This window comes from Sulfurimonas sp. (assembly GCF_041583195.1).
Classification (GTDB): Bacteria; Campylobacterota; Campylobacteria; order Campylobacterales; family Sulfurimonadaceae; genus Sulfurimonas.
The window spans coordinates 1-22,870 of the sequence record NZ_JBFHGL010000012.1 but is presented as its reverse complement, the minus strand read 5'-3'; the positions used below and the strand labels follow the sequence as shown (position 1 = coordinate 22,870).

General features: G+C 34.7%; 24 protein-coding genes and 4 tRNA genes. 17 read left to right on the top strand and 11 right to left on the bottom strand.

What is annotated here, in order from left to right; all coding sequences use genetic code 11:
• Positions 1-4: 4 nt before the first annotated feature.
• Positions 5-1,576: an NADP-dependent glyceraldehyde-3-phosphate dehydrogenase gene (locus ABZA65_RS10540; RefSeq protein WP_373073412.1), complete on the bottom strand. Its 1,572-nt coding sequence runs from the start codon at positions 1,574-1,576 to the stop codon at positions 5-7.
• Between the two features lie 108 nt (positions 1,577-1,684).
• Between ABZA65_RS10540 and ABZA65_RS10535 the strand changes: the two genes are divergently transcribed.
• On the top strand, positions 1,685-1,990 hold the full coding sequence (locus ABZA65_RS10535) for a hypothetical protein (RefSeq protein WP_373073410.1): 306 nt from the start codon (positions 1,685-1,687) through the stop codon (positions 1,988-1,990).
• Between the two features lie 4 nt (positions 1,991-1,994).
• Positions 1,995-2,492, top strand: a complete 498-nt coding sequence (locus tag ABZA65_RS10530) for a nucleoside 2-deoxyribosyltransferase (RefSeq protein ID WP_373073408.1) — start codon at positions 1,995-1,997, stop codon at positions 2,490-2,492.
• A 28-nt stretch (positions 2,493-2,520) separates the two neighbouring features.
• Here ABZA65_RS10530 and ABZA65_RS10525 read toward each other — a convergent pair whose 3' ends face one another.
• The 5 genes from ABZA65_RS10525 to ABZA65_RS10505 form a co-directional block, all read right to left on the bottom strand.
• Complete coding sequence (locus ABZA65_RS10525; RefSeq protein ID WP_373073406.1) at positions 2,521-4,374, bottom strand: hypothetical protein; 1,854 nt, start codon at positions 4,372-4,374, stop codon at positions 2,521-2,523.
• Between the two features lie 273 nt (positions 4,375-4,647).
• Positions 4,648-4,736 (bottom strand) — tRNA-Ser (locus tag ABZA65_RS10520).
• Positions 4,737-4,768: 32 nt separating this feature from the next.
• Positions 4,769-4,842 (bottom strand) — tRNA-Cys (locus ABZA65_RS10515).
• Positions 4,843-4,861: 19 nt separating this feature from the next.
• A tRNA-Leu gene (locus ABZA65_RS10510) sits at positions 4,862-4,948 on the bottom strand.
• 37 nt (positions 4,949-4,985) lie between these two features.
• Positions 4,986-5,060: transfer RNA gene (locus ABZA65_RS10505), tRNA-Gly, on the bottom strand.
• 140 nt (positions 5,061-5,200) lie between these two features.
• On the opposite strand from ABZA65_RS10505, the gene ilvD reads away from it, so the two are divergent.
• A complete protein-coding gene (gene ilvD, locus ABZA65_RS10500; protein ID WP_373073404.1) occupies positions 5,201-6,889 on the top strand; it encodes a dihydroxy-acid dehydratase in 1,689 nt (562 codons plus the stop codon).
• Positions 6,890-6,898: 9 nt separating this feature from the next.
• Here the strand turns inward: ilvD and ABZA65_RS10495 are convergent, their stop codons facing one another.
• Both ABZA65_RS10495 and ABZA65_RS10490 read right to left on the bottom strand, forming a co-directional pair.
• Entirely contained in the window at positions 6,899-7,378 is a 480-nt protein-coding gene (locus ABZA65_RS10495; protein ID WP_373073402.1) for a DUF2721 domain-containing protein, read from the bottom strand.
• Positions 7,379-8,020 (bottom strand): class I SAM-dependent methyltransferase, encoded by a 642-nt coding sequence (locus tag ABZA65_RS10490; RefSeq protein WP_373073400.1) that lies wholly within the window; start codon positions 8,018-8,020, stop codon positions 7,379-7,381.
• Positions 8,021-8,077: 57 nt separating this feature from the next.
• Here ABZA65_RS10490 and thrS point away from each other — a divergent pair, with 57 nt between their 5' ends.
• Positions 8,078-9,892, top strand: a complete 1,815-nt coding sequence (gene thrS, locus ABZA65_RS10485) for a threonine--tRNA ligase (RefSeq protein ID WP_373073574.1) — start codon at positions 8,078-8,080, stop codon at positions 9,890-9,892.
• A gap of 23 nt (positions 9,893-9,915) precedes the next feature.
• Complete coding sequence (gene infC / locus ABZA65_RS10480) at positions 9,916-10,407, top strand: translation initiation factor IF-3 (protein WP_373073572.1); 492 nt, start codon at positions 9,916-9,918, stop codon at positions 10,405-10,407.
• Here the strand turns inward: infC and ABZA65_RS10475 are convergent.
• Both ABZA65_RS10475 and ABZA65_RS10470 read right to left on the bottom strand, forming a co-directional pair.
• Positions 10,358-10,540, bottom strand: a complete 183-nt coding sequence (locus ABZA65_RS10475; RefSeq protein WP_373073398.1) for a hypothetical protein — start codon at positions 10,538-10,540, stop codon at positions 10,358-10,360. The two genes, infC and ABZA65_RS10475, sit on opposite strands and share 50 nt — an antisense overlap.
• A gap of 96 nt (positions 10,541-10,636) precedes the next feature.
• Entirely contained in the window at positions 10,637-11,953 is a 1,317-nt protein-coding gene (locus tag ABZA65_RS10470) for an MFS transporter (protein WP_373073396.1), read from the bottom strand.
• Between the two features lie 71 nt (positions 11,954-12,024).
• On the opposite strand from ABZA65_RS10470, the gene rdgB reads away from it, so the two are divergent.
• Complete coding sequence (gene rdgB, locus ABZA65_RS10465) at positions 12,025-12,612, top strand: RdgB/HAM1 family non-canonical purine NTP pyrophosphatase (RefSeq protein WP_373073394.1); 588 nt, start codon at positions 12,025-12,027, stop codon at positions 12,610-12,612.
• Between the two features lie 205 nt (positions 12,613-12,817).
• Here the strand turns inward: rdgB and ABZA65_RS10460 are convergent, their stop codons facing one another.
• Positions 12,818-13,588, bottom strand: a complete 771-nt coding sequence (locus ABZA65_RS10460; RefSeq protein WP_373073392.1) for an undecaprenyl-diphosphate phosphatase — start codon at positions 13,586-13,588, stop codon at positions 12,818-12,820.
• Between the two features lie 130 nt (positions 13,589-13,718).
• On the opposite strand from ABZA65_RS10460, the gene ABZA65_RS10455 reads away from it, so the two are divergent.
• The 11 genes from ABZA65_RS10455 to ABZA65_RS10405 all read left to right on the top strand — a co-directional run.
• The gene (locus ABZA65_RS10455; RefSeq protein WP_373073390.1) at positions 13,719-14,828 is read left to right on the top strand and encodes an alanine--glyoxylate aminotransferase family protein; all 1,110 of its coding nucleotides are present in this window, start codon (positions 13,719-13,721) and stop codon (positions 14,826-14,828) included.
• Between the two features lie 3 nt (positions 14,829-14,831).
• Positions 14,832-15,680, top strand: a complete 849-nt coding sequence (locus tag ABZA65_RS10450; protein WP_373073388.1) for an ATP phosphoribosyltransferase regulatory subunit — start codon at positions 14,832-14,834, stop codon at positions 15,678-15,680.
• Between the two features lie 2 nt (positions 15,681-15,682).
• Positions 15,683-16,939 carry an adenylosuccinate synthase gene (locus tag ABZA65_RS10445; RefSeq protein ID WP_373073386.1) on the top strand — a complete coding sequence of 419 codons (1,257 nt, stop codon included), beginning with the start codon at positions 15,683-15,685 and terminating at the stop codon, positions 16,937-16,939.
• A gap of 18 nt (positions 16,940-16,957) precedes the next feature.
• Positions 16,958-17,377, top strand: a complete 420-nt coding sequence (locus ABZA65_RS10440; protein WP_373073384.1) for a flagellar export protein FliJ — start codon at positions 16,958-16,960, stop codon at positions 17,375-17,377.
• A 14-nt stretch (positions 17,378-17,391) separates the two neighbouring features.
• On the top strand, positions 17,392-17,901 hold the full coding sequence (locus ABZA65_RS10435) for a magnesium transporter MgtE N-terminal domain-containing protein (RefSeq protein ID WP_373073382.1): 510 nt from the start codon (positions 17,392-17,394) through the stop codon (positions 17,899-17,901).
• 72 nt (positions 17,902-17,973) lie between these two features.
• Positions 17,974-18,525: a DUF507 family protein gene (locus ABZA65_RS10430; RefSeq protein WP_373073380.1), complete on the top strand. Its 552-nt coding sequence runs from the start codon at positions 17,974-17,976 to the stop codon at positions 18,523-18,525.
• Between the two features lie 8 nt (positions 18,526-18,533).
• The gene (gene carA / locus ABZA65_RS10425) at positions 18,534-19,661 is read left to right on the top strand and encodes a glutamine-hydrolyzing carbamoyl-phosphate synthase small subunit (RefSeq protein ID WP_373073570.1); all 1,128 of its coding nucleotides are present in this window, start codon (positions 18,534-18,536) and stop codon (positions 19,659-19,661) included.
• 209 nt (positions 19,662-19,870) lie between these two features.
• Complete coding sequence (gene ccoN, locus ABZA65_RS10420) at positions 19,871-21,349, top strand: cytochrome-c oxidase, cbb3-type subunit I (RefSeq protein WP_373073378.1); 1,479 nt, start codon at positions 19,871-19,873, stop codon at positions 21,347-21,349.
• An 18-nt stretch (positions 21,350-21,367) separates the two neighbouring features.
• A complete protein-coding gene (gene ccoO / locus ABZA65_RS10415) occupies positions 21,368-22,060 on the top strand; it encodes a cytochrome-c oxidase, cbb3-type subunit II (protein ID WP_373073376.1) in 693 nt (230 codons plus the stop codon).
• Positions 22,061-22,072: 12 nt separating this feature from the next.
• The gene (locus tag ABZA65_RS10410) at positions 22,073-22,276 is read left to right on the top strand and encodes a cytochrome c oxidase, cbb3-type, CcoQ subunit (RefSeq protein WP_373073374.1); all 204 of its coding nucleotides are present in this window, start codon (positions 22,073-22,075) and stop codon (positions 22,274-22,276) included.
• 9 nt (positions 22,277-22,285) lie between these two features.
• Positions 22,286-22,870: cbb3-type cytochrome c oxidase N-terminal domain-containing protein (locus tag ABZA65_RS10405; RefSeq protein ID WP_373073372.1), on the top strand; the 585-nt coding region annotated here is incomplete at its 3' end.

The following is a 22,870-nucleotide window of genomic DNA, read 5'->3' as shown; positions in this document are numbered from 1 at the left end:
TATTTTATAATATAAAATCTGTCGATAAAAAGTTAGAACTTCTTTCATTAATTATATTTTTGATGATCTGCGTATTTTGCTCGTTGTCTTTTGTTGAGACAAGAGTTCTTATTGAAAAAACACGAAGTGCATCACCGACTGAGAGTGTCCCCTCAGCTGAATCTTTTCTTCCCGTAAATGGAAATGAATCTGGTCCTCTTTGACAAAGAGAGTTTATATTTACACGGCAAACCTGATTTACCAGAGGATCTATTAAGCTTGCAATTACCTCATAGTCTGTTCCGAAAACACTTACTTGTTGACCGTAGTTTGAATTTTCTATGTATGAAAGTGGCTCTTCTATACTTTTAAAAGGAACTACAGGAACAACAGGACCAAACTGCTCTTCATAGTAGATCTTCATCTTGTCATTTACTGGGTATAAAACAGCAGGTTTCATAAGAGTTTGAACCACTTCTCCGCCACCTTCATTTATAACTTTCGCACCGTGTTTTTTTGCATCTTCTATAAGATCACTCAGGTAGTCTGTTTTATGATCTTCAGGCAAAGGAGTTATTTGTACTCCCTCTTCCCAAGGCATACCAACTTTTAGCATGTTTACTTTTTTTGTAAACTTATCTAAAAACTCATCTACAATTTTTTCATCTACATAGAGGATCTTCAGTGCTGTACATCTCTGTCCGTTAAAAGAGAGTGAGCCTTGTACTGACTCTTCAACTGCAAGATCCATATCAGCATGATCTAAAATGATCCCTGCATTTTTTGCTTCAAGTCCCAAAACCGATCTTAGTCTGTTTGGTTTTGGATGGTGCTGCTTTAAAATGTTGGCAACTTTTGATGTACCTATAAAAGCAAGTACGTTTATATCACCTGATTCTATAATTGGTTGGACAACCTCTTCACCTGAACCGTAAACAGTGTTGATCACACCTTTTGGAAACGACTCTTGAAAAGCTTTTAAAAGCGGTTGATGAAGTAAAACACCGTATTTTGGCGGCTTGAAAACAACTGTATTACCCATAAGTAAGGCAGGTATAAGTGTTGTAAAAGTCTCATTTAACGGGTAGTTAAAAGGTCCCATACATAAAACCACACCCAAAGGTGCGCGTCTTATCTGAGCCAGTACACCTTGTTCTTTTGTAAATTTTGAAGAGTCTCTATCTAAATCTTTTAAGGCTTCAATAGTATCTGAAACATAATCAACTGTTCTCTCAAACTCTTTTTGAGAGTCCTGCAGGCTTTTGCCGATCTCCCACATCAATAGTTTTACAATAAGCTCTTGCTGTTCTTTCATCATTTGAACAAACTTATGCATATGCTCTATTCTTTGTTCAATACTCATAGTAGGCCACTGACCTTTTCCATTGTCAAAAGCTTTTTTTGCAGATTCTAATGCTTTTAAACTCTCTTTTGATGAGAGCATCGGGTAAGCACCAATTTTAATTTTTTGAGCTTTACCATTTTGAGTAGTGCAAACTGGAGAGAAAACTTCTTGCATTTCTCCATTCCACTCTAATAGTTCTCCATCTTGGAGATAGCTATTTTGCTCTAAATATATTTTTAAATCCTCTTGCACCATTAAGCCTTTTTAGAGAGTTTTTAGAAACTCTAAATAATATTCGTATTTTAGAGCAATTGGTTTTTGAAGTCAATATGTTAAGTAAAAATAGGATATTCTTTAAGAATGGATAAATATACGGTAGATATAGACTCATTTGAAGAGGATGAAGAGCCTACTTGGTTAGTGAAACAGAGAGAAGATGCAAAGTTTGCAGAGGAGGCTTTTCTAAAAAATGAAAAGATAATTTACAAAGCAGGTCAGCAGGTAGGTAATTTTTTATTTGTAAAATACAATAAAGCAAAAAACCGTGCTACATTTGAATGTCAGGACTGCGGCAGAAGATTTACTTACAATATATACTCGATCAAGAATAAGAAAAAATGTAAGTGGTATAAGTTCCATGATAAAAACTTTAAGCGCAAAGGTTAAAATAATGTCTAAAAAAATATATATAGCTGGATTTGACGTATTTGAAACAGACTCTATAGAGATCGGTAAAAAGTATGTCAAACTGTGTCAGGACTATGGATTTATAGGCCTGTACCCTCTTGATAATGAAGTAGATTTTAACCAAGAGAAGAGAAAAATAGCCTCAGATATATTTGAGGCCAATCGAAAGATGATCGAAGAAGCTGACATAGTGGTTGCAAACCTAAACAGCTTTAGAGGGTACGAACCAGATTCAGGGACTGTGTGGGAATGTGGATATGCGACGGGACTTGGCAAAAAAGTATACGGTTATATGGAAGATTGTTCAGACTACATAGACAGGTTTAGTAAAAATGAGACAAGTGTCAAAGAGAATTATACTCTCGACAAAGACGGATTAATAATTGAGGATTTTAACCACCCCATAAACCTTATGATCGCGTGTTCTGTCGATGGCATAATAGAGGGTGGGTTTGAGGATGTACTTAAAGCTATAAAATAGGATTAATAGTTTGTTCTTTAGCATATACCTATTTTTTGATTGCCATAACTATACGGTCTTCTTTAATAACAACATCTCTAAATAATTTATATGGGAATTTTTCAATTTTTGCATCTTTAAATGCTTCTAGGATGTTTTTTAGTGATTCTGCTTGTAGTAATGATAGATTAAGGTCAAAATCTAATTCGCATTCTTTTATAAAGTCATCTGTAAAGTCTGGTGCTACCAGAATTGACTTTACAACTTTATATCCTTTTTTTTCTGCCACTGAAACATATGATTTAATTTGTCTTGAAACAGAACTAAATTTATTATAGCCAGATTCTTTTACTGATTTGCATTCAATAATAATTATGTCATTGTTATCTAAATTAATGACGATATCAATTTTGTCTTTATTTGTACTAATTTCTTTACGCATGTTTTCATCAACATTCAAACCAAGTTGAATAAAGATATTTTTTGTTATTTCTTCAAATTTAATACCTAAATCTGCTTCTTTGATAACTATCCCATTGGATTTTAAAGTGTTTAAATCTCTCATGCCAATGCTTGTGTAATTTTCTAACTCTAAATAGTCAGTATTTTTATAAGCATCTAAAATATTAAGAACATTATTGCCTCTTGTTGTTATATCTTTTTTGTTACAGAAAGTTTTTAACATGTTGTCATCTAGTAACTCAAGAAGATCTCTTGGTCGAATATTGTAATTTAATAACATACTCGCATCAAGCACATTTTCTTCTTGTAATTCAAAAACAGCTTTTATTATTTTTGTTATTTTAGCCTTAAAGACTTCTTCTAAGTCAAGTAAGAGATGTTCATAACCACCTACAGAAATACCAATAGTATCAGCACTATTAATTTCTTCAAAATACTCTATTAAACTATTTATTTTATCGTCAATAGTGGAACCTTTTGGTGATTTAGTAAACTTTAGACCCTTTTCAGCAATTTCATTGATAGTTGCTTTACGTTCAGTTAGGCTTGTATTTGGTTTATAGATATCATTAGATAATAGTTGGCGAAATGAAATACCACTATCAATTAAAGTTTTAATTTTTTCATCAATTCCGATATCTTTGATTGTAATATTATGTTTTTTACATGCTAGATTTATTTGAGAATCTTTTAGAAGTTTTAGTACTCTTCTTAAATGCTTATCTGCAACTTCCCGACCCTTAATATGGCGTAGTAATACTACTATTTCATTAGGTACATACATTGTATTTGTTTTTTTTGAAAATAGTACAATACCAGCATTTTTTAGGTCACTTATAATATCATCTAAATTATTTTTAACTAGTGGTAGAATCATGTAGTTTACGAGTTGTTGTTCGTTTTGAGAAAGAGAAAGCTCATTTGCTAATGTTTGTAGAATATGTTGTTCATCTGTACTTATCTTAGGTTCTAAATTATTAAGTAAATCATTTTCATAAGCACTTTGTACACACGATTTATAAATTTTATAATCTCGTTTACGATTTTCATCTAAGTCAGATGAGTCATTTTCTATTTGTTTTTGTAGATTGGAGATACTTTGTTTATGAGATTTTATCTCTTGGTCATATAGTTTAGATAACCAATCGTATCTCATAATAGCGTTACCATCACGAATTAAAATATTAGAAATAAAATCTATTTGCGATTCCATATTGCATAAAGAATCTTCAATATGTTCTGAAAATTCATCTTGAAGAAGTGAAAAAATTTCAACAATATTTTTTAAATCAGTATCTTTTAAACCTTTATTTGATGAAGATAGAATTTTATCTATTTCTTTTTGAGCCTGAGGTTCACTAGAAATAATATTATCTAGTATTTTTAAAAAAGGATTTTTTTCAAATGAATTCATTTCATTTAATACATCAATTAATTTCATGGCAATACCTTGTATGATTTTTAATTAAATTTTATTATATCTTAAATAATAAAAGATTCTTTTTGAGAGGAGAACTTTTATTGACTGTTTATTTTATATGAGAATTAGTGTGTTGAAATTACACTTAATATTAAAACTGTGTAGAATCATATAGAAAGATGTTGATAAATATTCCAGTTTTCTGACCGATGCATATGAAAAATATAGACATAGAAATAGTTAGTTAAAAATTTCTGTAAGTATTGTAAATAATTGGATTGTGTTTAAGAAAAATGGTGGACCCTCTGAGATTCGAACTCAGGGAGGTGTGACCCTCGCCGGTTTTCAAGACCGGTGCATTCGACCAACTCTGCCAAAGATCCACGTTTTGTTGTAGCGATAAAAAATTATAAACTGGAGGTGCCACCCAGATTTGAACTGGGGATAGCAGCTTTGCAGGCTGCGGCCTTACCACTTGGCGATGGCACCAGTCACAATTTTCAATCAGTGGTGCCCAGGGCCGGACTCGAACCGGCACAGTATTGCTACCGGGGGATTTTAAGTCCCCTGCGTCTACCAATTTCGCCACCTGGGCATCGTGAGTGATTTCACAGTTTAACAATGTTTTATAATGGAGCGGGAAACGAGGTTCGAACTCGCGACCCCAACCTTGGCAAGGTTGTGCTCTACCACTGAGCTATTCCCGCAATTTTCAGCTTATTTTCATAAGTGAGACGGAATTATAGCCGTTTTTTTTTTCGATGTAAAGAGTTTTTGTAAAAAATTTTAAAAAAAATCAAAATGATGTTATAATCGCGTTAATTATTTATACATTATAAGGATTATTATGAGAAGTGACATCATAAAAAAAGGGTTTGACAAAGCACCGCATCGTTCACTACTTCGTGCAACAGGTTTAAAAGATGAAGATTTTGACAAGCCGTTTATCGGGATTGCTAATTCATACATAGACATTATTCCTGGACACTTTTTCCTGCATGAGTATGGCGAGATAGTAAAAGAAGCTATCCGTGAAGCTGGCGGTGTACCGTTTGTTTTCAACACTATAGGTGTTGATGATGGTATAGCTATGGGGCATGACGGTATGCTTTATTCACTTCCTTCACGTGAGCTGATCGCAGATACTATGGAGACTGTTATGAACGCTCACAAACTAGATGCTATGGTTTGTATTCCTAACTGTGACAAGATCGTTCCGGGTATGATTATGGGGGCACTTCGTGTAAATGTTCCAACTGTATTTGTATCAGGTGGACCAATGGCTGCCGGACATAAAAAAGATGGAACTCCTATTGATTTAGCTACTGCATTCGAGGCTGTTGGTCAACATGCTGAAGGAAAAATGACTGATGAAGAGCTTTACGAGATCGAGTGTGAAGCTTGTCCGTCAGGCGGAAGCTGTTCAGGTATGTTTACGGCTAACTCTATGAATACTTTATGTGAAGCTATGGGTATTGCACTTCCTGGTAACGGAACTGTTTTAGCTATGACACCAGAGCGTATAGAGATGGTTAAAAAAGCTGCTCGTCGTGTAGTTGAGATGGCAAAAGCTGAGAAACCTGAAAAATATAATATCCGTAATGTATTAAATGAAAAAGCTGTTCACAACGCATTTGTTGTAGATATGGCTATGGGTGGAAGCTCAAACACTGTATTACATATGTTAGCGATCGCTAGAGAGGCTGAAGTTGAGTTTGATATTACAAAAATCAACGAAATAGCTAAAAATGTAGCTCACATTGCAAAAATTTCACCGTCACTATCAACTGTTCACATGGATGACATCAACAAAGCAGGTGGTGTAAATGCAGTTATGAAAGAGGTTTCTAAGCGTGGTGGTATGCTACATTTAGATAATCCTACTGTAACTGGTGAGACTATAGGTGAGCGTATAGCTGATGCCAAGATCTTAGATGAAAATATTATTCATACAAATGAAAATGCTTACTCACCGGTTGGCGGTCTTTCAATTTTATTTGGTAACTTAGCAGAAGAGGGTGCTGTTGTAAAAACTGCAGGTATTGCTCCAAGTATGCGTCAGTTCAAAGGTAAAGCGGTATGTTTTAACTCTCAACCTGAAGCACTTGCTGGTATTTTAGGTCACAAAGTTAAAGCTGGTGATGTTGTAGTTATCCGTTACGAGGGACCAAAAGGTGGACCAGGTATGCAAGAGATGCTTGCTCCTACTTCACTTATCATGGGTATGGGTCTTGGTGAGAGTGTTGCACTGATCACAGACGGACGTTTTTCTGGTGCTACTCGTGGAGCTTCGATCGGTCATGTTTCACCTGAAGCTGCTGAGGGTGGACTTATTGCTTTAATCGAAGATGGTGATGAGATCGAGTTAGATGTTGATGCTCACTTATTACAGTTAAATGTTGATTATGAAGTATTAGAAGAAAGAAGACTTAAATTCAAGCCTTACAAAAACGAAGTAAAATCTAAATGGTTAAAACGTTACCAACTTCTAGTATCTAATGCATCTAACGGTGCAGTTTTAAAAACGGAGCTTTAATAGCCTCCGTTACTCTATAAAAATATGTTCCTTTTTATCTTTTATATATGAGATTGTAAAAGATATCTCTCTTAAAAATACCAATAAAGACATTATTAAAAAAAACATAGCGAGTACAAAAAGTACAGATATAAAAGTCTCTGCATGATAAGACATCAAAGAGCTGGAAAACACACTAATAATTACTAAAGCTACCATAAGCCCTGTTGCCGTTGCGAAAAATATTGCCAAATTAGTATTTTGCATACGTTTAAGAAGGTTTTTTCTTCTTGTACAAACAGCATCTGATGGATGATAACTTGGATCTTTGAGCTCTTTTTGATGAACATAATCATCTAAACTTTCCAACTTATCTATAATCCTTGTCAGTCTGTTTGTAAATACATTTAAAAGTCCTGCAACACCAGCAAGTAAGAAAACAGGAGCAACTGATAGTTGTATTAAAGATGAAACTGTAGTGATAACACTTGAATCTTCTGGTATAAACATCTATATCCTTTGTAAAAGTATACTCTTTTTAGAATCATTCTTTAATATTTTAAAGCCACTTTTTTGTGCAAGGACTTCAAAAGTACGAGGGCGAAAAAAACATATATGTGTCGGATCATTTTTATACCACCACTTTTTAAACTCTTCTGGCACGTTTGTATGAAACTGTGTCATTAAAGCCAAATAGCCACCGCTTTTTACATGCTCTGAGAAAAACTCAAAGATCTCTAAAGGATTTTCTATATGTTCGATCACCTCAGTTGAAGTGATTAAATCGTATTTTTTACCTTCATATACTTTATTTGGTGAAAAATATTTATCATAAATATCTACTTTTAATCCACGTCTTTTAAGAAGTTCACTTAAAACAGGTCCTGGTCCGCTTCCAAACTCTAATGCTGTTTGTACATCATCAATGTGCTCTTCAAATGTATTACTCATAAACTTCTCAAACATCTCAACATAACCCGGAGAGTCCATAGTGTTATTGTGATTATTATATTGTTTTAACTCATCTTCATCGCTTACAAAATCAAGCGAATTTTTAAAAATAAATTCACATTTCTGACAGTGAAAAAACTCCCAATTATTGCGCTTATCTTGAATATTTAATACAGGAAGGTTACAGAGTTTGCATAGCATTTATCGACTTTGAAGTGATTTTTAGTTATTATAGCAAAAATTTTTATATAGGGACAAATTAATTTGGATGCTATTGCACTAAGACACAACGACGAAATTATTGATCTTCAAACAGCAAGAGAGATAGGTTTCGAAGGTGAAGCTATAGAGTTGGACAACTCTCCAGAATCTCTGGACGTACTTCGTCACTCTACTGCTCACCTAATGGCTCAAGCTATTAAAAACTTATATCCAGACGCGATGTTTTACGTAGGACCGACAGTAAAAGAGGGGTTTTACTACGACTTTAAAACTAACGAAGAGATAGGTGAAGCTGACCTAAAACGCATTGAAAAAGAGATGATCAAACTTGCTAAGAAAAAAGCAGAGATAGAAAAGTACTCGATCTCAATGGACGAAGCGAAGAATAAGTTCAAAGATGATTATCTGAAACTTGAAGTAATGAAACGTATCCCGGGTGATACTGTAAGTATTTACAAACAAGGTGAATTTGAAGACTTATGTCGTGGACCACACTTGCCAAATGTAGGGCTTATTCGCTACTTTAAACTTTTAAAAATAGCAGGAGCTTATCTTGGCGGTGATTCTAAAAATGAGATGTTAACTCGTATTTACGGAATCGCTTTTGCAGATAAAGAATCTCTAACGGCTCACATGGATATGCTTCGTGAAGCTGAAAAACGTGATCACAGAAAGATCGGTAATGAGATGAAACTATTTACATTCCGTGAAGAGATCGGAGCAGGTTTCCCACTATGGCTTCCAGCTGGTGCACGTTTACGTTCACGTCTAGAAGACCTACTTTTCAAAGCTCACCGTAAACGCGGTTATGAGCCTGTTCGTGGTCCTGAGATGTTAAGAAGTGATCTATGGAAAACATCTGGACACTACCAAAACTACGGTGAGAATATGTACTTCACTGAAATCGATGAAGTAGAGTTTGGTGTAAAACCAATGAACTGTGTAGGTCATATTAAAGTTTATGAAGATGAGCTTCACTCTTACCGTGACTTACCAATCAAGTACTTTGAGTACGGTGTAGTTCACCGCCACGAGTTCACTGGTGCACTTCACGGACTTTTCCGTGTACGTGAATTTACACAAGATGATGCACACATTTTCTGTAGAGCTGATCAGATCGAAGAGCAGATCATTGAAGTTGTTGATTTTGTTGATAAGATCATGACAACTTTTGAATTTGATTATAAGATGATGATCTCTACTAAACCTGAAAAAGCCGTTGGTAGTGATGAGGTTTGGGAAGTGTCTACAAATGCTCTTAAAGCTGCAATGGATAAAAACGAATTAGCATATGAGATCGATGAGGGTGGTGGAGCTTTTTACGGTCCTAAGATCGATATTAAGATCACGGATGCAATCGGTCGTGAATGGCAGTGTGGTACTGTTCAGCTAGACTTCAACCTGCCTGAGCGTTTTGCACTTGAATATAATGCAGATGACAATGAAAAGATTCAGCCAGTTATGATCCACCGTGCGATTCTTGGTTCATTTGAGCGTTTTGTAGGTATTTTAACTGAACACTACGCTGGTGAATTCCCAATGTTCATAGCACCTACGCAGGTAGCTATCATCCCTATAGCAGACACTCATAAAGAGTATGCTAAGGATTTATCAGATAAACTTATCGACATTGGTGCCGATAGTAGTATATACGATAAGAATGATTCTTTAAATAAAAGAATCCGTACAGCTGAAAAAAGCCGTGTACCTATGCTAATCATTATTGGTGATGAAGAGGTAGAGGGTAAAACTGTGGCAGTTCGTGACAGACGTTCTCGCGAACAATATAACTTGAGTGAAGATGAGTTCTTGACTCTTATAAAAACTAAAATTAATGAGGTAAATTTTTGAGTAATAAAAAAGACCGTGTCATAATGAATGACGATATCAGGGTTCCTGAGGTAAGATGTAATATAGACGGTGGTGAGTCTTTAGGTGTAATATCAACAGATGAAGCTATGGATAAAGCGAATGAGATGAATTTAGACTTGGTGTTAATTGCACCGGATGCTAAACCGCCAGTTGCAAAGATTATGGACTACGGTAAATTTAAATACCAAAAAGAGAAGCAACTAAAAGAGCAAAGAAAAAAGCAAGTTAAAATAGATGTAAAAGAGATTAAACTATCTGTTAAGATTGCTGAAAACGATATAGCTTATAAAGTTAAACATGCTCGTGAATTTTTAGAAAAAGGGAAACACGTTAAGTTCCGTGTATTTTTAAAAGGTCGCGAGATGGCTCATCCAGAGGCAGCTAAAGAAGTTTTACTTCGTGTATGGCCAATGGTTGAGGATATTGCAGTAATGGAAAAAGAACCTAAGTTTGAGGGTCGTTACTACAATATGTATGTAACTCCACAGAAGTAGTCTCCGCGCTTAGATAATGATAATCTAAGCCATCTTCACAAGTTATGCTAAGACTGTCAAAAGTCTTAGCTTTTTCATCTTCATATTTATCTTTTTCGTTTGGAAAGTGTATTTGTTTTTCTATCCAATCCATGATTAACTCCTTTTGATACCTAAAACACCGGTACAAAAATAAATCTGATTAGATAACTTTAAAATAAAAAAATGTAAAAAAAATGTAACTAAATTGTCACATTATTATTTTAGACTTTAGTTCATCTTCGCTTATAGCATCGCTTACATATTTAATAACTACAATATTTTCAGTATCATTTATATACCACTCAGCGATATGTTCATGCTCTAATGCATTTAATTTAGTCTCATCAATTTGATCATGATTTATAAATAGATGGGAATGTTTTGTTGGGTTTTGCAGTTTAAAAGTCCAAAGTAACCAAATGACTGCAAGAACAGCCATAGATACACCAAGCACTTCTCTGTCTGATATATCTAATAATAATCCGGCACTAGTACCACCTATAAAAGTCATAAAGTATGCAGCAGAGTTGGACATACCAAGAGCTGCACCTTTTTGATGAACTTTGGCAAACTTGGAGATCATAGACTGTACAAGTGGCTCCATCATATTAAAAGCTATAAAAAATGCAACAACACCAACTATAAAAACCATACTTGAATTTGTAAGTCCCATAATTAAAAAAGAGATTATAAATAATACAATCGAGATTAAAAATATCTCGCGTGGTTTATTTTTCTTCTCACCAAATACGGCAGCTGGTCCCATAGCGATAAGACCAAATACCATAGCTGGTAGATATGCCATGTAAAGATCTGACTTAGCCCATCCAAAACTATCACTTGTTAAGATTATTGGTATAAGTACAAATGCAACAGTCATAAGACCTTTTTGCATAGCGTTTATGATGATCATATTTAAAAGGTTTGGATCTTTTAGTATATCTGATGTTTTTGCTTTTTCATGATATGTATGTTTTATGCGAGGTGGTGTAGGAACTTTTGTAAAAAGTAAAATGATAGCTAGAACTGATAATACTGCAGTTATAATAAATAGAGTGTCAACTCCATATTTAGCTCCTAGAATTGGACCAGCACCCATAGCTATCGCAAAACTAAGAGCAATACTTGCACCCATAACTGCCATAGCTTTTGCACGTTTTTCCTCTTCAACAAGATCAGATATCATAGCAGTAATTACAGCACCGATAGCTCCTGCACCTTGCAAGAAACGTCCTAACATTAATGTATATATATCTGTAGCGTATGCAGCAATAAGTGAACCTATCAAGAAAATAAGAAGACCGACTAAAAGTGTAGGTTTTCGTCCTATCTTGTCACTCATATTTCCAAAAGGAACTTGAAAAATTGCTTGTGTTAAAGCGTATCCACCAACAACTATTCCAACAAGTAACGGTGTGGCACCTTCAAGCGTCAATGCGTACACAGAGATGATTGGTAAAACTAAAAACAGACCTAAAAATCTAAGTGAGAGAATAATTGAAAGAGGCATTACTTTTTTAAACATAAGAATCCTATATAAATGTGATTGGTATAATTTCAAAATTATAATAAAAAGATATAAATAAAGGCTTTATTTTGAAATTAGTTTTGGCAACGGGGAATAAAGGTAAAGTAAGAGAGATCAAAGCACTATGCGAAGATCATGAAGTTGTACCGTACAGTGAGCTTATAGATGAGTTTGAAATAATTGAAGATGGAGATACTTTCAAAGAAAATGCTCTTATAAAAGCAAGAGCTGTTTTTAAAGCACTGAATGATGAAGATGTGATAGTTATAGCAGATGATAGTGGGATTAGTGTAGATGTACTTGATGGTGCTCCTGGAATATATAGTGCAAGATATGCTGGAGCAGATGCAAACGATAAAGATAATCTGTATAAACTGATAGAAGCAATAAAAGAAAAAGGTTTCGATTCAAGTCCTGCTCACTATACTGCTGCAATAGCTATAGTTACAAAAGATGCAGAGTATTCAGTTCATGGTTGGATGTATGGTACAGCTTTAACAAAAGCTATTGGTGATGGCGGTTTTGGTTATGATCCTATGTTTATACCGTTAGGTTTTGATAAAACTTTAGGTGAGTTGGATGATGAGATAAAGAAAAAGTTATCACACCGCTCAAAAGCACTTGCACTGGCAAAAAAAATTATAAAAACATTATAATAAAACTCCATCCTTGGAGTTATAGCCAATAATCAATCCATTTTAAATAAGGCTTTTTTTACAAAAATTTGCGACTTAAATCATAAAAAGATTCTTCTAATCTCTCTATAATACTTTGTATTTGGTTGTTATATCTGCTTAAAGTTTGCATGATATCCTCCTAATATAGACAAATGTCAAGGATAAACAAGCAAAAAATATTCCATTAGTTAAAAAATATTAAAAGTGATATTCCGAATAAAATTCTATAAACTCCAAAAGCTACAAACGTGAATTTTTCTAAAAAAACCAAGAAGAGTTTTATGGTTAGATAAGCCACTATAAAAGAGACTATAAAACCTATTCCCAAAGTGATAAGCGACTCATCAGTAAACTCTTTATAGTGCTTTAGCAGATCGTAGCCAGTAACGGCACACATAACAGGAAATGCAAGTAAAAAACTAAACTCGGCACTGGCACGACGACTAAGACCTACAAGGAGCGCACCGATAATGGTAGAACCAGCACGACTGGTACCTGGAATCAGTGCAAAAACCTGTGCAAAACCGATCCATAGTGTTTGTTTCATGCTTATTTTTTCTATATCATCAAGCATAGTTTTCTCATGCGGTATAAAAAACTTCTCGACAAGCAAAAATATAATTCCTCCAACTATAAACATTGTAGCAACTATTTCTAGGCTAAACATTGCTTTTATCTGATCTGAAAATATATAACCAATAGCTCCGATAGGTAAAAAAGCTATAAAAACTTTTGTCCAAAGTGGGATTTTACTTACATGGAATTTATCTCTGTAGTTAAAAAATACGGCAAGAATGGCAGCAAACTGTATGATTACCTCATAAGCTTTTGTTACATTTGTTTGATTTATCCCTAAAAATTCACTGGCTACAATTAAGTGTCCAGTCGATGAGATTGGAAGAAATTCCGTAAAACCCTCTATAATACCTAAAATAATAGAATCTAATATTGTCATATATAACCTTACACTCACGGCTTAAATTTTTTGCTATTTTAACATAACTAAAAGCGGTTAATAATAGTTACTTAAACATATTTTGATATAATACGAGGTTTTTTTATTAAACTTGTAAGTAGGAAATTAAATGTTACTTTTTACACCTGGACCAACTCCAGTACCACAAAATGTTCGTAATGCTATGTCTGATGAGACAATGCACCACCGTACACCTGAATTTGAAGCTATTTTTGAAAAGACGCGTAAGCATCTTTTTAATCTTTTTAAAACTGATGAAGTAGTTATGATCGCATCAAGCGGGACAGGAGCTATGGAAGCAGCAGTTATTAACATGTGTCACTCTACGCTTTTAAATGTAAACAGCGGTAAGTTCGGTGAGCGTTTTGGAAAGATAGCAAAAGCTTACGGACTTGGTTCTATAGAGATTAAAAATGAATGGGATACTCCTGTTAGTGTTGAAGAGATCACGGAAGTTTTAAAAGCTAATCCTGAGATCGATGCGATAGCTGTTCAGATTAGTGAGTCTGCGGGTGGACTTCGTCATCCGGTAGAAGAGATAGCTAAAGCTGCAAAAGAGATCAATCCAAACATTATGATCATTGCTGATGGTATTACTGCTGTTGGTGTTGAGAAGATCGATGTTACGAATATTGATGCACTAATTGCAGGAAGTCAAAAAGCTCTTATGCTTCCTCCGGGACTTGCAATCATAGGTTTATCAAATGCTGCGATTGAAAAGATTGGTGAGGGTAAAGGTTATTACTTAAACCTAGCAAGCGAGATCAAAAAGCAGCGTCAAAATACTACTGCATATACTGCAGCTACAACTTTGATTATCGGTTTATTAGAGATTTTAGAAACTATTGAAGCTAGAGGCGGTTTAACTAAACTTTATGGTGAGACAGCTTGCCGTGCAAAATCTGTAAGACGCGCACTTGAAGCTATCGGTCTTCACATATATCCAAAAGAAGCTGCAAAATCTATGACAACTATAGATGATGAAAATGCCAATGAGATCAGAAAGATCCTAAAAGAAGATTACGGCGTTAATGTAGCAGGTGGTCAGGATCATTTAAAAGGTAAAATTTTCCGCATTAATCAAATGGGTTTAATTCAACCATATGAGATTGCATGGGTTGTTAATGCAGTAGAGTTGGCTCTTCACAAGCTAGGTAGAAGAGAATATGATGGAACTGCAAACAAAGTTTTCAATAGCGGTTTTTTAGGTGTGGATTAAGATATGATACTTGAACACGAGATACCAAACGGCTCAAAACTTTATTTTGGCAAGAGTGCTAAAGTAAAAAGAGAGATCGAATCTATAGCAAGTACAGTTTTAGACTCAGAAGGATTTGAAGAGATCTTAACTCCTTTATTTTCATATCATCAACACCTAAGCATTGCAAATGAACGCAAGCTTATACGTGTTAATGATGAGAAAAACAATCCAATTTCACTTAGAGCAGATTCGACTATAGATGTTGTTCGTATTATTGAAAAACGTCTTGGACGCAACACTGATGAGAGAAAATGGTTTTATATTCAACCAATATATAAATACCCTACTACTGAGCAGTATCAGATAGGTGTTGAGTATATGGGTGAAAAAGATCTTTCATACGTTTTAAACATCTCAAATGAGATCTTTAAGAAACTTGAAGTAGATGCACTGACTCAAATAAGTAATATGAAAATTCCTCATATTCTTGTTGATATGTTTGATGAATTGAGTCTGGATGACTTTAGACATCTAAATATAGAGAAATTTTTAAATCTAAAAGTTGACTGGTTAAGTAAACTTGTATATCTTCAGCATGTAGAGCAGGTAGATGAACTTTTAGAAATTATTCCTGATGTGTTAAAGCCTGAGCTTATTAAAATGAAAGACCTTTGTAACGGTTCAGCATGTAACAACGGTGTTTTAGCACCTATGTATTACGCAAAGATGCTTTACTATGATGAACTGTTTTTCAGAGTTATAAAAAATAATGAAGTGTACGCACGCGGTGGAAGATATAAAAACGAAGATACAACTTCGGTAGGTTTTGCAATTTATACAGATACGATAATAGAAGAGAAGGTTCAATAATTATGGCAACAAAAGCAGATTTAGTAGTTGGAATCCAATGGGGTGACGAAGGTAAAGGTAAAATAGTAGATGCACTTGCATGTGAATACGATATGGTATGTAGAAGCCAAGGTGGTCACAATGCAGGACACACGATTTGGGTTGATGGTGTAAAGTATGCACTTCACTTAATTCCATCAGGTGTACTTAATCCAAAAGCTATCAATGTAATAGGAAACGGTGTTGTTTTATCACCTGAAGCTATAATAAAAGAGATGGAGCAGTTTGACAACTTAGAGGGTCGTCTGTTTATATCTGATAAAGCACACCTAAACCTTTCTTACCACTCTTTAATAGATCAGGCTCGTGAGCGTCTAAAAGGCGATAAAGCTATCGGTACTACAGGAAAAGGTATCGGGCCATCTTATGCAGACAAGATCAATCGTAGTGGTGTACGTGTAGGCGAGCTTTTAAATCCTAGTGAATTAGCTGATTCAATTATTGGTTATTTTGAAGAGAACCGTGCTATTTTTGATGTTTTTGAGATAGCTACACCAAATAAAGCAGAGTTACTAGCTGAGCTAGAAGGTTTTAAAGAAAAACTTGCTCCATTTATAGCTGATACTACTCAGATGTTATGGAAAGCTCTTGATGAAGATAATAAAAAAGTTTTATTAGAGGGTGCTCAGGGTACACTACTTGATATTGACCACGGTACTTTCCCATATGTAACATCAAGTTCTACTGTAAGTGCTGGTGCTTGTACAGGTCTTGGTATAAACCCTAAAGACATTGGTAAAGTAGTAGGTATTGTTAAAGCTTACTGTACACGTGTTGGTAATGGGCCATTCCCATCTGAAGATTTTACAGAAGATGGTGCGCGTTTAGGTGAACAAGGTCATGAGTTTGGAACTACAACAGGTCGTGCAAGAAGATGTGGTTGGTTTGATGCAGTTGCTACTCGTCATGCATGTAGATTAAACGGTGTAGATGAGTTATCACTTATGAAACTAGATGTATTAGATGGTTTTGATGAAGTTAAGATATGTGTAGCGTATGAGTATAACGGTCAAGAGATAGACTATATGCCGGCTGATCTTGAAAATGTAAAACCTGTGTATAAAACTTTTAAAGGTTGGACTAACTCTGTTGGAGTTAGAAAATTTGAAGACTTACCAAAAGATGCACAAGACTACGTAAAAACGATCGAAGAGATCAGTAGAACAAAAGTTGGTATAATTTCTACATCACCAGAAAGAGATGATACAATCATTTTATAAAACAAAGGACTAGATGCAATGAAAACGCGCTACTCTCCACTTGTAAAACTTAAAAAGAGTACAATGGACAGAAGTGAGCGTCTAGTTCAGCAAAAAAATGCTGAATTAAATAATGCTATAGAGGCATTAAAAAATTCATATGAATTTTTAGAAGATATAGAACAGCCTAGTTCTGGAAATATTAACGACCTTCTAGCTTCAAGAAGGCTCCTTTCAAGTCAAAGAGATCTAATAGATAATAATAAAAACTGGGTTAATTTTGCAAGAGATCAACTAGATGATGCTAAGAACCAATTTAAAAAAGATATGATAGAGTACGAGAAGTATAAATATTTAGATCTAGAAGAGATTAAGAAGTATCAAAAAGAATTAAAAGTTAAAGAGGCAAAAGATCTTGATGAAGTTGCACTTATGACTTATGGTAAAGAATATAGATAAAGAAGAGGATGTTTATGAGATTATTGGTTGTTTTTTTAGTTATTGTAAGTCATGTTTTTGCTATTGAAACAAGTGAAAAACTTTTTGAATGTAGCGAGATTTTTAAAGCTAGAAAAAGTGAACTTTTAATTGAATTAGAACGTATAGATGAGCAAAAACAAGCTTTGGAAGCTTTAAAAAATGCTACTGAAGATCTGCTAAAAGATAAAAAAAGAAAAGTCGATTACGAAGCTGAAGTAGTTGAAGCAAAAAGACAAGAGATCACTGAAAAAGAAGCTAATATTAAAAAAATGTTAGATGAAAATAAGGCTATTTTAGAAAAACTTACAAGCATTAAAATGGATAAAGTTGCTCAAACATTTGCAAAAATGAAAGCAGCCTCAGCCGCAAGTATATTATCAGATATGGAAGTGCAAGATGCAGCCGACATATTATCATCTTTAAAACCAAAAACGGTAGGGAAGATATTATCTAAAATGGATCCTAAAAAAGGTAGTGAATTAACTCTTCTTTTAGCAAAATAATCTCGCCTAAACACTTTCTAACCTAAATTATAGTAAAATGCGTGAATTTAATTTATTTTGAGGCTGAACGTCATGAAAATTTCGCTAAAAACTATCCCCCATATTTGTTCTAAAATAGCAGTTGATTTAAATAAAAGTGGTGCAGTTACTATGACCAAAGGGCTTGAAGCTGTAAGCAGTGAGGCTGAAAAAATATTAACTGAAAGTGTTAAAAAAGAGATGGCACTTGATGAAAAAGTTCGCGAGATATGTGAAGATAATGAAGAAGAGATAGAGTTCAATCTTGTTGATGAACGTCAACTTTTCTTCATGATTAAGAAAAAGCTTGCACCTGAATATGATGTTATTCTAAATTATGAAGAGCGTTACTCTGATATATCGCACAAAATTTTAGATGAGTTGTATGAAGAAGATTTGATTCACTTTGAAGTTTCAGAAAACAGAATTAAAAATATCATTTTCAACTCAATAACTTCATTTATTGCAGATGCTAGCGAAGTTGATGATGCTGTAATGGACAAGATTCGTTCATATAAAAAGCATTATATTCCAGGAACCGATGAATTTGAGATCCTTTATGAAAAAATTTATCGTGAAGAGATGGCTAAGAGAGGAATGCAATAATGGTAGATATAAAAAAAGTATATATTTATCTTGAAAACGGCACTTATTTAGAGGCAAACAGTTTCGGTGCAGATACAACATCAGTAGGTGAGATCGTTTTTAACACATCACTAACAGGATATCAAGAGGTTATGAGTGATCCGTCTTACGCTGGTCAATTTGTAACTTTTACTATGCCTGAGATTGGAAATGTAGGTGTAAATAGCCAGGATATGGAAAGCTCGAAAGCACATGCTAAAGGTATGATAGTTCGTAAGTATCAAAAACGCCATTCAAGTTTTCGTTCAGAAGGCTCACTTGACGCATTTTTAAAAGAACACGGTGTTATGGGTATTTGTGATATAGACACTAGATATCTTACTAAAATGCTAAGAGCAGAGGGTGCTATGATGATGATTGCATCTACTGAGATCAGTGATAAAGAAGAGCTAAAAAAAGTTCTTGAATCTAGTCCTAGAATTGAAGACGTAAACTACATCGAGCAAGTTAGTACCAAAACAGCTTATAAACATACGCAATCAACGTATTCAAAAGTTGAATTTGAATACGAAACTGCACCTGAAGCAAAAGCAAAAATAGTAGCAATTGACTTTGGTGTTAAAAGAAACATATTAAATGAATTAGTTAGTGCAGGTTTGGAAGTTGAAGTAATACCTAATGACTTTTCTGCAGACAACTTAATAGAGAAGTATACAAACAAAGAGATAGACGGTGTGTTTTTATCAAACGGACCAGGAGATCCTTTAGTTCTAAAAAAAGAGCAAGAGCAGATTAAAAAGCTTATATCTGCAAAAGTTCCTATGTTTGGTATTTGTCTTGGTCACCAGCTTTTATCTATCTCACACGGATATGATACATATAAACTAAAATTTGGTCACCACGGTGGTAATCACCCTGTTAAAAATGAAAAAACAGGTCTAGTTGAGATCACTGCACAAAACCATAACTATAATGTACCGGATAATATTATTGAAATCGCAGAAGTTACACACTCTAACCTTTTTGATAATACAATAGAGGGTTTAAAATATAATGACTCTCCAATATTCTCAGTACAGCATCACCCAGAGTCTTCACCAGGACCTAAAGAGAGTAGATACATATTCTCAAGCTTCTTAGAACTTATCAAAAGATAAGTTCTTCTTATTCTGCTTCTTTTCTTAAAATAAAATAAAATTACAAAAGTAAACAAAAAGATAATAAATTTACAAATTTATATCTAAAAAGTATAGAATTTAAGATTTATTGAATTTTTTAGTTGATAGTATATTGTCGTTAATTAGTCTAATTATATTTGTGGAAAATTTTTAGACATAATTGCTTTGAATCTTTAAGGAGGCTATATATGGAGAATCGTCCATTAGAGTACGACTATACAGTTGCAAAGATGTTCATGCTAACTACAGTTCTTTTAGGAGCTGTTGGTATGTTAATCGGTGTAATCTTAGCATTTCAACTAGCGTTTCCTGAACTAAACTTAGTTCTAGGTGAGGGTCTTGCGGAATACACTAACTACAGTCGTCTTCGTCCACTGCACACAGATGCAGTAATCTTTGGTTTTACACTAAGTGGTATTTTTGCTACTTGGTATTATGTTGGTCAGCGTGTTTTAAAAGTATCAATGGCAGAGTCAGGCTTTTTGATGTTTTTAGGAAAATTACACTTTTGGTTATACCTATTAGTAGTTGTAGCAGTTGTTGTTTCACTATTCGCAGGTGTTACTACATCAAAAGAGTATGCTGAGTTTGAATGGCCAATCGACATCGCTGTTGTTGTTGTATGGGTTTTATTTGGTTTAAGCATCTTCGGTCTTATCGGTATCCGTCGTGAAAAATCATTATATATTTCAGTTTGGTATTACATTGCATGTTTCTTAGGTATAGCAATGCTTTACTTATTTAACAATATGGAAGTACCTACTTATTTCGCTTCAGGTGGAATTGGTAACTGGTGGCACTCAGTATCTATGTACGCTGGTACAAATGATGCATTAGTTGAGTGGTGGTATGGACACAATGCGGTTGCATTTGGTTTTACAGTGCCTATCGTTGCAATGATCTACTACTTCTTACCAAAAGAATCAGGTCAAGCTATCTATTCTTATAAATTATCATTACTTTCTTTCTGGGGATTAATGTTCGTTTACCTATGGGCTGGTGGTCACCACCTTCTTTATTCAACTGTTCCAGATTGGATGCAGACTATGGGTTCAATTTTCTCTGTAATCTTAATTCTTCCGTCTTGGGGTTCAGCGATCAATATGCTTCTTACAATGAAGGGTGAGTGGCAACAAGTTGCGGCATCTCCATTAATCAAGTTTATGGTTCTTGGTTCTACTTTCTATATGTTCTCAACATTAGAAGGTCCTATTCAAGCAATTAAATCAGTTAATGCAATTGCACACTTTACAGACTGGATCGTAGGTCACGTTCACGATGGTGTTCTTGGTTGGGTTGGATTCATGATTATGGCTTCACTTTTCCACATGGCTCCACGTGTATTCAAACGTGAGATCTACTCTAAGTCTTTAATGGCTGCGCAATTCTGGATTCAAACTGTAGGTGTTGTTTTATACTTCACTTCTATGTGGATCGCAGGTATCACTCAAGGTATGATGTGGCGTGCTCACGATGAGTTCGGTAACTTAGCTTACTCATTCATCGATACAGTTACTGTATTACACCCATACTATACTATCCGTGGAATCGGTGGTTTACTATACTTAGTTGGTTTCTTAATGTTCGCTTATAACATTTACAAAACTATGTCTGCTCGTCCTGTTGAAGAGTCTGAGCTACAAAACGCTTCGCCTATGGGCGCTTAAGAAAGGGAGGATTATATTATGTTTCATTGGTTAGAAAAACACCCGTTCTTTTTCGCAGTTGGTGTATTCGTTACAATCGCTTTTGCAGGTTTAGTAGAGATTCTTCCAAACTTTGCACAGCAGTCACAGCCTTTAGTTGGTACTAAGCCTTATTCAACTCTTGAGTTAGCTGGACGCCACGTGTATATCAAGAACTCTTGTAATGCATGTCACTCACAGTTAATTCGTCCGTTTAAATCAGAAACTGACCGTTACGGTCACTACTCTTTAAGTGGTGAGTATGCTTATGATCGTCCTTTCCTATGGGGTTCTAAAAGAACTGGTCCGGATTTAATGCGTGTAGGTAACTACCGTACTACTGACTGGCACGAGAACCACATGAAAGATCCTGCTTCAGTTGTTCCAGGTTCAATCATGCCAGGTTATGCTTGGATGTTTAAAAACGAAGCTGACGTTGATACTGCTTATGCAGAGATGTTAACTGTTGCAAACGTGTTCTCAGTTCCATATAACAAACCAGTACCTATGAAAGACGGGTCTACTGAAGTTGTTAAAATGGGTGCTACTTTAGATGAAGCTAGAGCTATGGCTTTAGAAGAAGCTAAATTAGTTGCAGCTGATATGAAAGATCAAAATGTAAAAGATATGGTTGCTGCAGGAAAAATTCCTGAAATTGTAGCTATTATCGCTTACATGAATAGTCTAAAATAGTAAAGGTTTAAAGTGGATATTGCACAACTTCAAGCTTATGGTTACTTTATCTTAACTACTTTATTGGTAGTTGTTTTATATGGATATATTTATCATCTATATACAAAAAGAAAAGATTCAGATGGGCATGATTATGAAGACTATGGCAATTTAGCACTTAAAGACGATATAACTGATACTCCGGTATCAGCTATATCAGATGATAAAGAGAAATAGGAGAGATATATGAATAAGCTTTATCTTGGTGGTATTATCTTCACGGCTCTAATGTTACTACTAACGTATCTATCGATTGGTGGTTCTGAGGGTGGTTTAAATGGTGATATCGTTAATATACTTGGTGTTGCTGGTGCTATCGCGCTTGTACTTATTACAGTATTTGTAGTAATCAAGTATGTTCGTCAAATGCAAACTGATACAGCTACTGGTGATCTTATGGAAGAGAACTGGGATGGTGTTGGTGAGTATAACAATGAGTTGCCTTTTGGTTGGGCAGTGTCATTCTTCTTAGTAACTGTTTGGGGTATCTGGTATTTTGTAGCTGGTTATCCAGTAAATGCTTACTCTCAAATCGGTGAGTATAATGAAGATGCAGCTGCACACAACGCTAAATACAATGCTCAATACGCTTCTATCACTGGTGATAGATTAGTAGAGATGGGTGAATCAGTATTCTTAGCAGAGTGTAAAGTTTGTCACGGTCTTACTGCTGATGGTATTGATGGTAAAGCAGCTAACTTAAACAAAAGAATTGATGAAGTTGCTGTTAAACATGCTGTAATGAATGGTTCTAACAACATGTTATTAGGT